This window comes from Agrobacterium tumefaciens, from assembly GCF_013318015.2.
In the GTDB taxonomy this organism is placed as follows: Bacteria; Pseudomonadota; Alphaproteobacteria; order Rhizobiales; family Rhizobiaceae; genus Agrobacterium; species Agrobacterium tumefaciens.
Genome location: NZ_CP115841.1, coordinates 2,230,139 through 2,244,781 on the forward strand (window position 1 = coordinate 2,230,139; position 14,643 = coordinate 2,244,781).

Genomic DNA, 14,643 nt, shown 5'->3' on the forward strand with positions numbered 1-14,643 from the left:
GTCTCCCGTTTTCTGGTGGTCGTTCCTATTGTTGATTATTTCACCGCGCCGGCGGTAAGCCCGCTGACGAGATAGCGTTGCATGAAGAAGATGACGACCATGGCCGGCGCAATGCCGACGAAGCTGGCCGCCATCAACTCATTCCAGACGACTTCCTGACGACCGAAATAGGCAAACAGGCCGATGGGCAGCGGCATATATTCGGTCTTGGAATTGAAGGTGAGCGCGAAGATGAACTGCTGCGCATAAGCACCGATGAAGGTGGTGATGGACACGACGGCGATGCCAGGCATCGCAAGCGGCAGGATCACCCGGCGGAAGGTATAGAAATAGCTCGCGCCGTCCACATAGGCCGCCTCTTCCAGTTCGCGCGGAATGCGCAGCATGTAGGTTCGCAAAAGCCAGATGGCAGTGGGGATCAAAAAGGCGGCGCCGGGAATGATCATCGCCAGATAGGTGTTCAGGACGCCCATATTGCGCATCAGCCGGTAAAGCGGGATCAAAAGCACCGCACCGGAGAACATGTTGATCGCCAGAAACGCGCCGAGCAATTGCCCGCGACCGCGAAACTGGAACCGCGCGAAAGCATAGGACGCCGGCACCACCAGAAGCAGAACGATGATCGTCGATATTGTCGAGATGAAGAAGGAGTTGAAGACGTAGCGGGCAAAGCCGGGAACGCTAACCCACATGGTCCGATAAGCTTCGAAGGAGCCGTTTTCCGGCCAAAACTTGTACGGTGACGAAAAAAGCAGGCTGAGCGGTTTCAGCGAAACCAGAAACCCTTCGACAAACGGCGCCAGCACGAAGGTCAGGAATACGGCGATGCCGCAATAAATCCCGACGATCTCATACCATCTGTAACGGTTGATCATCGCATTTTTGTCGGTCATCGGCTGGTCTCCTGCGAGATACGGCTGGTGATGCGGAAGTAGAAGTAGGTGAATATGGACAGGAAGATGCAGATCAGCACTGCACGCGCCGCGCCCTCACCGTATTTGTAGGAACCGATCGCCGTCTTGTAGGTGTCGATGATCATGGTCGTCGTCTGGCCCGTCGGTCCGCCCTGTGTCAGGATCCAGATGATGTCGAAGGAATTGAAGGTCGAAATCAGCGAGATCATCGACATGGTAATCATGGCCGGCAGCATCAGCGGCAACGTGATGCGGCGGAAGCGGTAGGTGCGGCTGGCGCCGTCGGTCCAGGCTGCCTCGTAAAGATCTTGCGGAATGGCCTGAATTGCCGCCAGCAGATAAAGCGTCACCATCGGCACGCCGATCCATACGTCGGTGATGATGGTCGCCCAGAAAGCCGTGCTGCCATAGGCGAGGAAGGCGACTGGACCGTCCACCAGGCCAAGGTTCTGGAGAACACCGGAAATCATGCCGAACTGGCCGTTATACATCCAGCCCCACATGAAGATGCCGATAGCCATCGGCACGATCCATGGCGGCATCGTCAGGATGCGAAACAGGGCCCGACCGGGAACGGCCGAATTCAGCAACACCGCACCGAAGGTGCCGATGATCATCTTTATCGAGACGGAAAAGAACGTCCAGATAAAGGTCCGCGTGATGACCCCGGCGAAAGTCTCGTTGAAGATCTTCTCGTAATTGATGAAACCCACCCAGTTCGTCGTCTTTTTCAACGACGCGTCCGTGAAAGACAGGATGAAGGTATCGACGAGCGGATAAGCAACAATAACAGTGATGTATAAAAGCGCCGGCAAAAGAAGAAGCCAGGCAAAGATGACCGCGCTGCGTTTCGCATCCATCGCAGCGCCCCCTTAAGCCGATTTCACGGCGGGCGACTTCAACTGCCCGTGGAGTGCCAGATCATATTCCTCCCACACCGGCTTGAGATCGACCACCTTGCGGCCATGGCGCGCCTCGTCCATGGCGAGCGCCAGAATACCGGCCTCGATCGCATCGAGCGCGGAAACCGGCAGGGGCGTCCCCTTGACGACATGGTTGATCACGTCCTCGGCCATCTGCTCATCAGCGCCATAATGCTGGGAGAGCACGGTTGCCGCCGAATAGGTCTTGGCAACGGTCTTTTCGTTGGTGCGGGCATTGTGCACGTTCAGGAAGCCGCGCACGAAATCGCCCTCGGCCATGCCCTTGGCGCCGATGACGCAGAAACGGCGGAAATCGTCGGGAACGTTCAGATTGGTATGGAAGGCGAGCGATGCGCCATTTTCATATTCGACGATCGCGGTCTGGTAGTCGATGATATCACCGTCGCTGTCGAAAACCTTGTCGGAACCCATCCAGCCGCTCGGTTTGCGATGGTAGACTTCCATGTCGTTGATGCCGTCATTTTGCGGAGCATTTGCAGGCGTGAAGCTCTTGCGCCCGCCAAAGCTCGACACGAAACGCGGCCGGGCACCCACCACGCCATTATAGAGATCGAGGTCGTGGCAGCATTTTTCCAGCATGAAGGAGCCGGAATAGTTCTCGTAACGCCGCCAGTCGCGCATGAAGAACGCGCCATGATAGGGCGGGATATGTTCCGAAGCCTCGATGGAGACGACGTCACCCAGCTTGCCTTCGGCCTGCGCGGCGCGCAGATCGCGGTAAAGCGGCGAGTAACGCAGGACCAGACCGACCAGCAGCCGCTCATGTCCATGCTTGTTGAGCAACCGGGCGAGTTCGAGGCTTTCCTCGATGCTGACGACGATGGGTTTTTCCGAGAAGATGGTGCAACCGGCTTCAAGCCCGATGCGGATATGCTCCAGATGCATATGGTTCGGTGAGCCGATCATCAAAAGGTCGAATGTCTCGCCGGCAATCAGCGCCTCGGGGCTGTCATAGGCCTTGCCAGCCGAAATGCCCTTTTCCTCAAGACCCGGCAGACCGGCCGGGGCAGGATCGACATAACCGACGATCTCGAAATCCTTGTCGATCTCGTGAAAAACGTAGCCCAGATAACCGAGACGGAATCCGAGTCCGATAATTCCCACCTTCATGAACTTTGTTCCCTGTTCATTCGTAATTCATTTTCGCAGAAGCAACCATTTCTGTGCTGGTTATCCTGATATCTGCGATAATTTTCCGCCACGATGAAATTAATTTTCATAACGGTCAAGTTAAATTCGATCTCGCAAATTCTAGTGAGGACCGGAGACCGATTTCCCCAGCGGAGACAGGCGCAAGATAGAGCGCCGTCAGCCACTGATACAAAAACAATACCAAAAAAATGCCAATCGTCTATAGCAATTCCAATTGCCGGAAATTTTTTTTGGTTAATGCGGAAATTTCAAGCACGAGGCCTTATTTTTCGGCAAACGATCGAAAAAACCACCGATTAATCGTACAAATCCACTAATGGTTCTATTTTGGTATTGCCGATTGTGACGCATATGGTATAGCCGGAATTCGCCACATCGATTGTGACAGAGGTTATGGATGAACGGGGCAGCGCTTAATCTGGACGACCTGCAATCGGGAGGCGGCGGCCCGCTTTACCTGAAACTGCGTCAGACGATTGAAGACGCCATCAATGGCGGCCGACTCAAACATGGCGATGCACTGCCGCCCGAGCGCGACATTGCCGAAAGCGCCTGCGTCAGCCGCGTCACGGTGCGCAAGGCTGTGGACGATCTCGTTCACGACGGACTTCTCGTGCGCAGGCATGGGTCGGGCACCTTTGTAGTCAAACCCATCACCCGTATGCAGCAGCCGTTGACCAAGCTTACCTCGTTTACAGAGGATATGCGCCGCCGGGGAATGGTGGCGAGCACGCGCTGGCTTGAAAGAGGCCTGTTTTACCCGACCGGTGACGAGATGATGGCTCTCGGCCTTTCCCAATCCGCCATGGTTGCCCGGTTGACGCGACTGCGCCTTGCCAACGACCAGCCGATCGCGCTCGAAGTCACGAGCCTGCCGGGCGATATTCTGCCGGACCCACAGCTGGTGGAAAACTCGCTTTATCAGGAGCTTGCGAAAAGCGATATTCGCCCCGTCCGCGCCATCCAGCGCATCTCCGCGCGCAACCTTACGGATGAGGAAACGATGCTGCTTGGAGTTCCCCCCGGGTCTGCTGCACTTTCCGTCCAGCGCATGGCCTATCTCGAAAGCGGCCGCCTCATGGAAATATCGCGCGCCCTTTATCGCAGCGACGCCTACGACCTCGTCGCCGAACTGACGATGACCTCCGACTGAAACACATCGACCAAGGACAGAAAACGATGACAACCCTGATGCGCCAGGAAATCAACGAGATTCCCGATGCCGTCGCCCGTCTGCTGGACAATACCAGTGCCGACTTCCGGCAGGCCGGAGACAAGCTGAAAGCCCGTGACCCGGCCGTTATCGTCACCATTGCGCGCGGATCGTCCGATCACGCCGCGCATTTCCTGAAATATGCGATCGAGTTACAGACGGGGCTTCCAGTCGCCTCGCTCGGCCCTTCGCTCGCCTCGATCTACCAGACGAAATTGCGGCTGGAACGGGCGGCAGCCTTCGCCGTATCGCAATCGGGCAAAAGCCCTGACATCGTCGCTTTGGCGGAAAGTGCCCGCAAGGGCGGAGCGCTTACCTTCTCCCTCGTGAACACCCTGCCCTCCCCCCTTGGAGACGCAGCCAATCACGCCATCGACATCCAGGCGGGACCGGAAAAGGCAGTTGCCGCAACCAAGTCCTTCGTCAACTCCATTGTCGCCGGTCTGGCCATCCTTGCCGAATGGACGGAAGACAGCCTGCTCGCGAAGGCCGTCAGCACCCTGCCGCAGAATTTCGCCAAGGCAATCGCACTTGACTGGAGCCATATTGGCGAGGCTGTGAAGGGTGAGGATTCACTTTATATGCTGGGCCGCGGCCCCGCCCTTGCGATTGCCGCGGAAGCCGCGCTGAAATGCAAGGAAACCTGCGAGCTGCACGCGGAAGCCTATTCGTCGGCAGAAGTCATGCACGGCCCGGTTTCGCTGGTCGCACCGAAATTTCCGGTAATCGCCTTTGCCGCGCGCGACCGCGCCGAGACCTCCGTTACGGATATTGCCGCAAGCCTTGCCCACAAAGGCGCCAATGTTTTCGTCACATCTGCCAAGGGTAGCCCGGCCAAGCCCTTGCCCTTCGTGGAAACCAACCATCCCCTGACCGATGCATTGCTGCTTATCGCACCGTTTTACGGCTTCATCGAGCAATTGTCGCGCGCAAGAGGCTTCAACCCGGATGCTCCAGTGGCATTGAAAAAGGTGACTGAGACCCAATGAGCGGCATAAAGGCATTTGTCGGCGCCCGCATTTTCGATGGCGCCGAATGGCATGATGACAAGGTGCTCCTGATCCGCGAAGGGCGCGTTGCCGCTGTCCTGGACAGCGTGCCTGCCGACGCCGAAGTGATCGATACAGATGGGCTGTTGATCGCGCCGGGCTTCATCGACCTTCAGGTCAATGGCGGTGGCGGCGTCATGTTCAACAACCAGCCGGATGTGGCTGGCATTGCCCGCATCTGCTCCGCCCACGCCCAGTTCGGCACGACGGCTTTGATGGTTACGCTCATCACCGACCGGTCGGACGTGACTTTCAGGGCGGCGCAGGCGGGGATTGCCGCGGGCAAGGAGCATGTGCCCGGTTTCCTCGGCCTGCATTTCGAGGGGCCGCATCTTTCCGTCGCGCGCAAGGGCACGCATGATCCGGCGTTGATCCGCAAGATGGAGACAGACGACCTCGCAGTCCTGACCGGCTGCAGGGCGGAACTCCCCTTCGTGCTGACAACCATTGCCCCGGAAAATGTTACTGTCGAGCAGGTTGCAGCACTCAGCGACGCCGGCATCGTCGTCAGCCTCGGCCATACCGACACCGGTCTCGATGTTGCGACGGCCTATGCTGATGCAGGCGCTTCCATGGTGACGCATCTGTTCAATGCCATGAGCCCGCTTGGCCACCGCGAGCCGGGGCTGGTCGGGGCCGCACTTTCGAACGGCAAGTTGCATTGCGGGCTTATAGCCGACGGATTCCATGTCGATCCGGCCGCAATCGGCATTGCGCTGCGCGCCAAGAATGGCCCGGCCCGCATCTTCCTTGTCACCGACGCCATGTCCACCATCGGCACGGATGATGACGGTTTCGAACTGAACGGCCGGCGCGTCTATCGCAACGGTGGACGGCTAACATTGGCCGACGGCACGCTGGCGGGAGCGGATATAGACATGCTCTCCTGCATCCGCTTCATGCGTGAGAAGATGGAAATGCCGCTGGAAGAAGCTTTGCGAATGGCATCCGCCTATCCGGCGCAGGCAATCGGCGCCTCCGGCAAGGGAAAACTCCTGGCCGGTTTCGATGCTGATTTCGTGATGCTGACACCAGACCTCCAGATGCATTCAACATGGATTGGCGGAGAAAAAATCTACGATGTCACACGTTCCGGAGTCTGAACCATGATCGTTTGTTTCGATATCGGCGGAACGACCATCAAGGGCGCGATTGCCCATGCCCCGGACGATATTCGCCCCGTACCGCGTATACCAACGCCCAAAACCAGCTTCGAAGACTTCGCTGCCAGCCTGAAATCCGTCATCGACAACAGCGGCGGCACACCCGACTGCGTATCACTGTCGATCGCAGGCGTCATCGATCTTGATACGGGAAAGGCGACGGTCGCCAATATTCCCAGCATTCACCGCAGAACGCTAAAAGACGATCTGGAAAAAGCCCTGAACCTTCCCGTTATCGTTTCGAACGATGCGGATTGTTTCGTGATCGCCGAATCGGAAATCGGCTCCGGACAAGGACATCGCGTCGTCTTCGGCGTTATCCTTGGAACAGGTGTCGGCGGCGGGCTGGTGATCGACGGCAAGCTCATCAACAGCGACGGCGGCTTCGCTGGCGAGTGGGGACATGGGCCAGTGGCCGCGACATTGGCCGGCAATCCACCGGTATCGCTGCCGCGATTCGAATGCGGTTGCGGCCTCACCGGCTGTGTCGACGCGATCGGCAGCGCGCGCGGCATGGAAAAGCTGCATCTGCATCTTCACGGGCAGGATATGACCAGTGAGGATATTATTGCCGCCTGGCAGGCAGGCGATGCGCAAGCCGCAAGAACCATCGATGTACTCATTGATATTCTCGCCTCGCCGCTGGCGATGGTGATCAATGTCACCGGCGCAACCATCGTGCCCGTCGGCGGCGGGCTTTCGAATTCAAGGGAACTCGTGACAGCTCTGGACGAAGCCGTCAGGGGCCGCATTCTCAGGCGCTTCGACAGGCCGCTCGTCGTGCCTGCCATTTGCCGGATCGAGCCGGGGCTGATCGGTTCCGCCGTTATCGGGCTGAAATATGCGAAGGAAATCGTGAATGCGGCTTAAGCCGCGTCACACCGTCTCGATCTTTTCCCGACGAAAGCCCAACCCCACCAGCCTGCCGGTCAGATGGGCAAAAAGTGGAAACCGCATGATCGCCCGCACGATGGCGGGTGGGCCTTTCGGCTTTTCCGCCGTTTCCGCCTGCTCTTTCTTGCGACCGACACGCATCATCCGCTGCAAGAATTGCGTGGCCTTGGTTGGAAAGGATCGCCGTTTCTCTATGGCGGCGAGGTCATCATCGGCAATGGTCCGGCCGGATGTGAATACCGGCACCAGAACATTGGCCGCAGCAACCGCATCCTGAATGGCAAGATTGATGCCGACACCGCCGACGGGCGACATGGCATGGGCCGCATCGCCGATGCAGATCAGGCCGGGCTTCCACCAGCGCTTCAACCGATCGATACGGACGGTGAGCAGATGCACGTCATCCCAGCTCGTAATTTCGTCGAGCCTCTCGCGCGGGAAAGGGCAGATTTCCGCAACCCGGTTCCTGAAGGCTTCAAGTCCCTCAATCTTCATGTCAGCGAAAAAGCCCTTGCGCACCACGTACCCGCATTGCCAGTAGTCACCGCGGTTGATCATCACGAAACCCTGCCGCGAACCCGCATGGCCCATGGTGTCGGCCGGATCACCCGGCTGTCTCGAAAGGCGCATCCAAAGCACCTCGGTCGGGATGCCGAAGCGCTGTACTTCAAGCCCCGCCGCCTCGCGGACGATGGAGTTGCGGCCATCCGCGCCCACCACCAGATCAGCGGCGATCTCGATTGCGCCTTCCGGCGTATTGACCATGAGGCCACCAACACGCCCGTCGCGCTCGATCAGGCCGGTTACCGGCGCATTCATCAGCAGCCGGAAATTCTCATATTGTCCGGCCTTGCCGACGATGAAATTGAGAAAATCCCATTGCGGCATGAAGGCAATGAAACGATGATGGACCGGCAGCCGCGAAAAATCCGCGATCGTGATACGCTCGCCGCCGATGACTGCGTTCAGCCGTGGCGCACGCGTATGCGGGAGGCTCAGGAACTCCTCGGCAAAACCCAGCTGCTCCATCAGTTCAAGCGTGGAGGGGTGAATGGTGTCGCCGCGAAAATCGCGCAGAAAATCTCCATGTTTCTCGACAACCGTTACGTCTATACCGCTGCGGGCAAGCAAAAGGCCGAGCATCAGGCCGGCCGGCCCGCCACCGGCCACGACAACGGACGTGCGGATGTGCTGAACGGCCCTGCCGTCATTCTCCGGCACGACTTTCGCTTCTTCCATCACCGCCCCCCTGTCCGTTAAACGTCTCTATCGTGCATCCGCCGCCGGCAGGTTTGCATTTTTCGGCTGTGGCCAACCATGTGCATCGAAACGGAAAAGCATTTCGGACCGGGCAAAGATAAAGGCGAAGGCCATGGCCGTCCACATGCCAAGCAACAGCCCGGCAGCCACATCGCTTGGATAATGCGCGCCGACGATGACGCGCGAAACACCAATGACAAGCGCAAGCAGCAGGAACGCCCAGCGGAAGCGCGGCATCAGCATGGCGAAAACACCGAAAAACGCTCCGGCAGCCGTCGAATGGCCTGACGGGAAGCTCTCATAAAGATTGTCACCGGTAAAAGGCGTGAGGCTATAGGCACCCATTTCCAGAAAAAGCTCCGGCCGCGCCCGCCCGATCAGGAATTTCAGCGTGTGGACCAATATGCTCGCCGTTCCGATCGTCAGGAAGAAGTAAGCGAGAAGCCGCCATGCCGTCCTCAGCCGGCCGGCATAGGTCCGCGCCTGCAGGACCCGCGCGCCGACATAGGCGAGGATGGCAAGAGCGCCGGTGGAATAAAGCATCCAGCTGAACGTACCGAAATCGGTAATGGAGCGATTGAAGGAAACTATCCTTCCCGGCAGGGCTTGAGCATGTTCCGAAAGACGTGGGTCGAAAGGAATAAAGACCAGAACCAGCACAAGGCTTGCCGCAAAAATCCAACCGCTGGAAACCAGAAAACGTCGCATCAATATTCTCTCATCCTTTTTCTTGCATATGGCTTTGCCATCCGCAAAAACAATAGCCCGGCTGTGTCCTTGTTATGATCGGTTTTCACGAGTAGAGGCTAGTGCATGTCGCCAAAAACTATGCATCGGTTTCGGGCAACCGGAAACGACCGACGGACGGAAGATGACAGATACCAGTGAAATGCCACGCAGGCTGACGATATTGGGTTCGACGGGTTCGATCGGTACGAACACACTGGATGTCGTCCGTCAGCTGGGTGGTCGCAGACAATTCGAGGTTTTGGCGCTCACCGGCGCCGGAAACATCGATCTTCTGGCGCAACAGGCGCGTGAATTCGGCGCGCAGCTTGCGGTAACCGCCGAGGATGGCAAATACGAAACGCTGAAAGCGGCCCTTGCCGGCACCGGCATTGAAGTTGCGGCGGGCAAATCCGGCCTCGAAGAAGCGGCCTCGATGGAGGCCGGCTGGGTAATGGCAGCGATTGCCGGAACACCTGGTCTTGCCCCGACATTGACAGCCGCACGGCGCGGCGCAGACATAGCGCTTGCCAACAAGGAATGCCTCGTTTCCGCAGGCGATGTTTTCCTGCGCACGGTCAAACAGGGCGGCGGCAGGTTGATCCCGGTCGATAGCGAACATAGCGCGATCTTCCAGTGCCTGACGGGCGATCACAAACAGGCCGTGGAGCGCATCGTACTCACCGCATCCGGCGGACCCTTTCGCACCTGGTCGCGTGAGCAGATGGCCAATGTCACGGCAGATATCGCCCGCGCACATCCCAACTGGTCGATGGGGTTGAAGGTATCGATCGGCAGCGCCTCGATGTTCAATAAGGGGCTGGAAATGATCGAGGCGAAATATCTCTTCGATCTCAGGCCCGAGCAGGTCGAAGTGATCGTCCATCCGCAGTCGATCATACATTCGATGGTGGGTTACACGGATGGCTCCTATATCGCCCAGCTCGGCTCGCCCGATATGCGCACCGCCATCTCTTATGCCCTCACCTATCCTGAGCGCGGCAATCTCAATGTCGAGCGCCTGGATTTTGCCAAACTGGCGCGGCTCGATTTCGAAGCGCCTGATGAAACCCGGTTTCCAGCACTCCGACTGGCGCGCACGGCGCTGGAGCGCGGAGGCTTGCAGGGCGCGGCCCTGAATGCCGCCGAAGAAACCGCCTTTCACGCCTTCGTCGAAGGCGGCATCGGTTTTCTCGATATGGCCGAAATCGTCGAAACGGTCATGGACCGCATGCATGACGGCCGATCAGCCAACAGCATCGAAGACGTATTTTCGGCGGACGGGGAAGCCCGCAATCACGCGCGGGAACTGATCGCCAGCAAAGAAAAGGCCGCGTAAACGCGGCCAGATTTTCTCTTGTTTGAACTGCGGCCTTAAGCCACGGCGCGCGCCAGCGCACAATGTGACCAGAGCTGGTGCAACGCGCCGACCAACTGTTCGATGTCGGCATCGGTGTGCAGCGGTGTCGGCGTGATGCGCAGACGCTCGGTCTTGCGCGGCACGGTTGGATAATTGATCGGCTGGACATAGACGCCGTGATTGTCGAGCAGGATATCCGAAATCCATTTGCACTTGGCGGCATCGCCCACCATGACCGGTACGATATGGCTGGGATTGTCCATATGCGGAATGCCGCGTGCATCCAGAAGCCCCCGCAGCTTGCGTACCCGGTCCTGATGGCGGGCGCGCTCAAAGGGGCTTGCCTTCAAATGCTGGATCGAGGCGATTGCGCCGGCAGCAAGCGACGGCGGCAGGGCCGTCGTGAAGATGAAACCGGAGGCAAAAGAACGGATAAAATCACAGACCGCCGTGGACCCGGCAATATAACCGCCCATCACGCCGAAAGCCTTGCCGAGCGTTCCCTCGATGATCGTCAGGCGATCCATCAGGCCTTCGCGCTCGGCAATGCCGCCGCCGCGCGGTCCGTACATGCCAACGGCATGGACTTCGTCGAGATAGGTCATGGCGCCATAACGATCGGCAAGATCGCAGATTTCCTTGATCGGGGCGATATCGCCATCCATCGAATAGACGGATTCAAAGGCGATGAGCTTCGGCGCGCTTGGATCGGCTGCCTTGAGCTTCGCCTCGAGATCTTCGAGATCATTATGTTTCCAGATCACCCGCTCGCAACGGCCGTAACGGATGCCTTCGATCATCGAGGCATGGTTGAGCGCATCGGAGAAAATGATGAGGCCCGGAATTTTCTGGCCAAGTGTGCCGAGTGTCGCCCAGTTGGAAACGTAACCCGACGTGAAGATCAGCGCCGATTCCTTGCCGTGCAGATCGGCAAGTTCCTGTTCCAGCAGGACGTGATGATGGTTGGTCCCAGAAATGTTCCGGGTGCCTCCCGCACCCGCGCCACAGTGATCGATGGCGGCTTTCATGGCTTCGATGACTTTGGGGTTCTGGCCCATGCCCAGATAATCGTTGGAACACCAGACGGTTACGTCCTTGCGCTCGCCATTGGCGTTGTACCGTGTCGCGCGGGGAAAATTGCCCTGCTGGCGTTCGATATCCGCAAAAACGCGATAGCGTCCCTCAGAATGCAGGCTCTGCAGTTCCGTCGTAAAAAATGCCTCGAAGTCCATGCCATGCTCCAGAATTGACCAGATCGTTTTCTGCCTCGACACCGGGACCGTCAACCCTTGCGAGCTGCTTTAACCGCGTCTGCGTCAATTCGCCGTTGTTTTGAACCATTCCAATAAACCGTTTATAGACGCCGATGAAAAGTACAAAATTGATTCACATCAAAAAACCCGGAAATTTGGAACCTTTTTCAAACGGCGCCGTTGTTTGGGACGCAATCGATTTACGCGCGGAAGAACGCCTGAAAGAGGAGGCTTCCCTAAACGGTATCGAATTGTTAGTTATCTGTGGCGGTCGGAGGTAGCAGTCGCCGCAGATAAATATGGGACGCCTACCGAGCCGAAGAGCTCATTGTAACGTTGGAGAGAGTTTCATGAAAAAGGCAATCATATTTGCGCTGGTCGGCCTGTCGCTTGCAAGCTGCACGCAGACTGAAAAGGGTGCTTCGATCGGTGCCGTTTCCGGTGCGGTCCTGGGCGGCGCTATCACGGGCAACGTTCGTGGCGCGGCAGTAGGCGCGGCGATCGGTGGCGTTGGCGGCGCGTTGATCGGCAATGCATCCGAACCTGGCTATTGCTATTATCGCGACCAGTACGGTCAGCGTTACACGGCGCGTTGCCGTTAATAGCTGCACGAGATACCGTTGCACAGAAGCCCCGGTCATCCGGGGCTTTTTGCGTTAAGGCGGGCAAAACACAGTCCGAAGGGTCCTCAACGCCGTTTATTTATGATTAAACTGCACTGTTAACGGACAGGAAACGGGTCAGAGCCATAATAAATGCTCAACCATAAAGCAGCTTATGCGAAGAACACGGACTAACCCGAAGACAGGTATTGCGTATCGGAAAGCTGGCACCGCTCTTGCGGTTGCCGTCACGTTCGCCCTGTACCCGGCGTTTACTCGCGATGCTTTTGCTTTCAAGCTGTTCGGCGTGCGTCTCTGGGGTTCGGAAGAACCGGAGATCGAAGTTATAAATCCGGTCAAATATGCCGTGACGCTGAATGCTGCCGATGCAGACAAATCTCTCAAAGGCAGCCTGGAAAACAGCTCGCTTCTTCTGGCCGACAAGGACAAACCGGCCTCCGGCGATCTCGGCCTTCTGATCAAGGCGCGTGATGACAGGGACAGGCTGATCGCAGCGCTTTACGAAAACGCCCGATATGGCGGCATCGTCAAGGTCACGGTCGCCGGCAAGGATGTGGACGATCTGCCGCCCAATCCGGTGTTCGATCACTCCGCTCCGGTGCCCGTGGTCATAACCGTCACCCCCGGCCCGGTCTTCACGCTCGGCAATATCAGGCTCGAGGGCGATGTGACGGGCCGCAACCTTGAAGAATACGGTCTCGTCACCGGCGGCGAGGCCGGATCCCTGGCAATCATCCGCGCCGGCAACAAGCTGATCGATGATCTGAAAGCCGAAGGCCGCCCGCTTGCGAAGCTGACGAAACGCGAGGCCGTTGCAAACCACGCGACGAACACGGTCGACATTACCATGGCTGCCGAAGGTGGCCCCGTGGCACCCCTCGGCGCGGTCACCGTGACCGGCGAAAAAACCGTCGACGGCGACTTCATCCGCCGTTATTCGCGCCTCAATGGCGGCGAACCCTACTCCCCGGAAAAACTGCGCAAGGCCGCAGACCGGCTACGCCAGCTCGGGGTCTTTTCCAGCCTGACAATCAAGGAAGCAGGAACACTGTCACGCGATGGCTCCATTCCGCTCACCATCGAGGTGTCAGAGGGCAAGCATCGTTATTTCGGCGTCGGCGCACAATATTCCACCACGGAAGGCATTGGCCTCCAGGGGTATTGGGGCCACAGGAACCTGTTCGGGCAGGCGGAATCGCTGCGGATCGAGGGTTCGGTTTCACGCATCGCCGAAGCATCGAGCGTTGAAGGCATGGACTATTCGGCGGGCATCACCTTCACAAAGCCCGGCATGTTCAATCCGCGCACCACATTCAAGACCAGCCTGATCGCCAAGACCGAACATCCCGATACCTATGAGGCCAAGACCATAACTGGAGCCGCCGGTTTCAGTTATGAGCTGAACGACACCGATACCGCAGCAGCCGGTCTCGAGGTGCAGTGGGCAGATACCGAAGACGCATTCGGCAAGAACAAATATCTGACCACCTCCATACCGCTGGAATTCGTTCGCGATACGCGCGACGACAAGCTCAACCCCACTGAAGGCTTTCGTGCATCGGTGGCCGCCAAGCCCAGCTATGAAGCGCTGAACGGCACCTTCTTTTCCTCCTTTGAAGGCTCTATTTCGGGTTATAAGGGACTTGGCGCCGAAGATCGCTTGATCATGGCCGGAAAGCTTTCCGGCGGCGTGCTCGTCGGCGGCAGCAATCTGCAGGACATACCGACCACAAGGCGCTTTTATGCCGGCGGCGGCGGATCCGTCCGCGGCTATAGCTACCAGGAAATTTCGCCCTATAATGCAGCCGGTGATGCAACTGGCGGCCGCTCTTACGTGGTTGGCTCCATCGAAGCCCGTATCAAGGTCACCGATACGATCGGAATCGTGCCCTTCATCGATGCGGGTGTGGTATCCGACAGCGTAACCCCTGATTTCTCCGATATCCGGGCTGGCGCCGGTATTGGTTTGCGTTACGCAACACCCTTTGGGCCTTTGCGTCTTGATGTCGCCATGCCGCTTGAAAAATATGATGGTGGCAACAATTTCGGCATTTATGCTGGCATCGGCCAGTCTTTTTAAACGCCGCCATCG

Annotated in this window: 13 protein-coding genes; 7 read left to right on the forward strand and 6 right to left on the reverse strand. The window is 58.1% G+C overall.

The window, feature by feature from the left end; all coding sequences use genetic code 11:
- Positions 1–35: 35 nt before the first annotated feature.
- The 3 genes from G6L97_RS10990 to G6L97_RS11000 are packed head-to-tail and all read right to left on the reverse strand — an operon-like array spanning position 36 to position 2,968.
- Complete coding sequence (locus G6L97_RS10990) at positions 36–893, reverse strand: carbohydrate ABC transporter permease (protein ID WP_003516772.1); 858 nt, start codon at positions 891–893, stop codon at positions 36–38.
- Positions 890–1,774: a carbohydrate ABC transporter permease gene (locus G6L97_RS10995; protein WP_003516771.1), complete on the reverse strand. Its 885-nt coding sequence runs from the start codon at positions 1,772–1,774 to the stop codon at positions 890–892. The genes G6L97_RS10990 and G6L97_RS10995 overlap by 4 nt, the downstream gene beginning before the upstream one ends.
- A gap of 12 nt (positions 1,775–1,786) precedes the next feature.
- Positions 1,787–2,968, reverse strand: a complete 1,182-nt coding sequence (locus G6L97_RS11000; RefSeq protein WP_003516769.1) for a Gfo/Idh/MocA family protein — start codon at positions 2,966–2,968, stop codon at positions 1,787–1,789.
- A 439-nt stretch (positions 2,969–3,407) separates the two neighbouring features.
- Between G6L97_RS11000 and G6L97_RS11005 the strand changes: the two genes are divergently transcribed.
- The 4 genes from G6L97_RS11005 to G6L97_RS11020 are packed head-to-tail and all read left to right on the forward strand — an operon-like array spanning position 3,408 to position 7,305.
- Positions 3,408–4,163 (forward strand): GntR family transcriptional regulator, encoded by a 756-nt coding sequence (locus tag G6L97_RS11005; protein ID WP_111782595.1) that lies wholly within the window; start codon positions 3,408–3,410, stop codon positions 4,161–4,163.
- Between the two features lie 26 nt (positions 4,164–4,189).
- Entirely contained in the window at positions 4,190–5,212 is a 1,023-nt protein-coding gene (locus G6L97_RS11010; protein WP_003516766.1) for an SIS domain-containing protein, read from the forward strand.
- Positions 5,209–6,375 (forward strand): N-acetylglucosamine-6-phosphate deacetylase, encoded by a 1,167-nt coding sequence (gene nagA, locus G6L97_RS11015; protein WP_111782594.1) that lies wholly within the window; start codon positions 5,209–5,211, stop codon positions 6,373–6,375. Before G6L97_RS11010 ends, nagA begins: the two co-directional genes overlap by 4 nt.
- A 3-nt stretch (positions 6,376–6,378) precedes the next feature.
- Positions 6,379–7,305 carry an ROK family protein gene (locus G6L97_RS11020; RefSeq protein ID WP_080800161.1) on the forward strand — a complete coding sequence of 309 codons (927 nt, stop codon included), beginning with the start codon at positions 6,379–6,381 and terminating at the stop codon, positions 7,303–7,305.
- A gap of 6 nt (positions 7,306–7,311) precedes the next feature.
- On the opposite strand, the gene G6L97_RS11025 is transcribed toward G6L97_RS11020, so the two are convergent.
- Positions 7,312–8,568: an FAD-dependent oxidoreductase gene (locus tag G6L97_RS11025; protein WP_111782593.1), complete on the reverse strand. Its 1,257-nt coding sequence runs from the start codon at positions 8,566–8,568 to the stop codon at positions 7,312–7,314.
- Between the two features lie 27 nt (positions 8,569–8,595).
- A complete protein-coding gene (locus tag G6L97_RS11030; protein ID WP_025594534.1) occupies positions 8,596–9,297 on the reverse strand; it encodes a phosphatase PAP2 family protein in 702 nt (233 codons plus the stop codon).
- A gap of 163 nt (positions 9,298–9,460) precedes the next feature.
- On the opposite strand from G6L97_RS11030, the gene dxr reads away from it, so the two are divergent.
- Positions 9,461–10,654 carry a 1-deoxy-D-xylulose-5-phosphate reductoisomerase gene (gene dxr / locus G6L97_RS11035; RefSeq protein WP_111782592.1) on the forward strand — a complete coding sequence of 398 codons (1,194 nt, stop codon included), beginning with the start codon at positions 9,461–9,463 and terminating at the stop codon, positions 10,652–10,654.
- A 35-nt stretch (positions 10,655–10,689) separates the two neighbouring features.
- Here the strand turns inward: dxr and hemA are convergent, their stop codons facing one another.
- Positions 10,690–11,907 carry a 5-aminolevulinate synthase gene (hemA, locus tag G6L97_RS11040; RefSeq protein ID WP_003516756.1) on the reverse strand — a complete coding sequence of 406 codons (1,218 nt, stop codon included), beginning with the start codon at positions 11,905–11,907 and terminating at the stop codon, positions 10,690–10,692.
- Between the two features lie 371 nt (positions 11,908–12,278).
- Here hemA and G6L97_RS11045 point away from each other — a divergent pair, with 371 nt between their 5' ends.
- A complete protein-coding gene (locus G6L97_RS11045; RefSeq protein WP_003492347.1) occupies positions 12,279–12,530 on the forward strand; it encodes a YMGG-like glycine zipper-containing protein in 252 nt (83 codons plus the stop codon).
- Between the two features lie 175 nt (positions 12,531–12,705).
- Positions 12,706–14,631: an autotransporter assembly complex protein TamA gene (locus tag G6L97_RS11050; protein ID WP_065662997.1), complete on the forward strand. Its 1,926-nt coding sequence runs from the start codon at positions 12,706–12,708 to the stop codon at positions 14,629–14,631.
- The last annotated feature ends 12 nt before the right edge of the window (positions 14,632–14,643 follow it).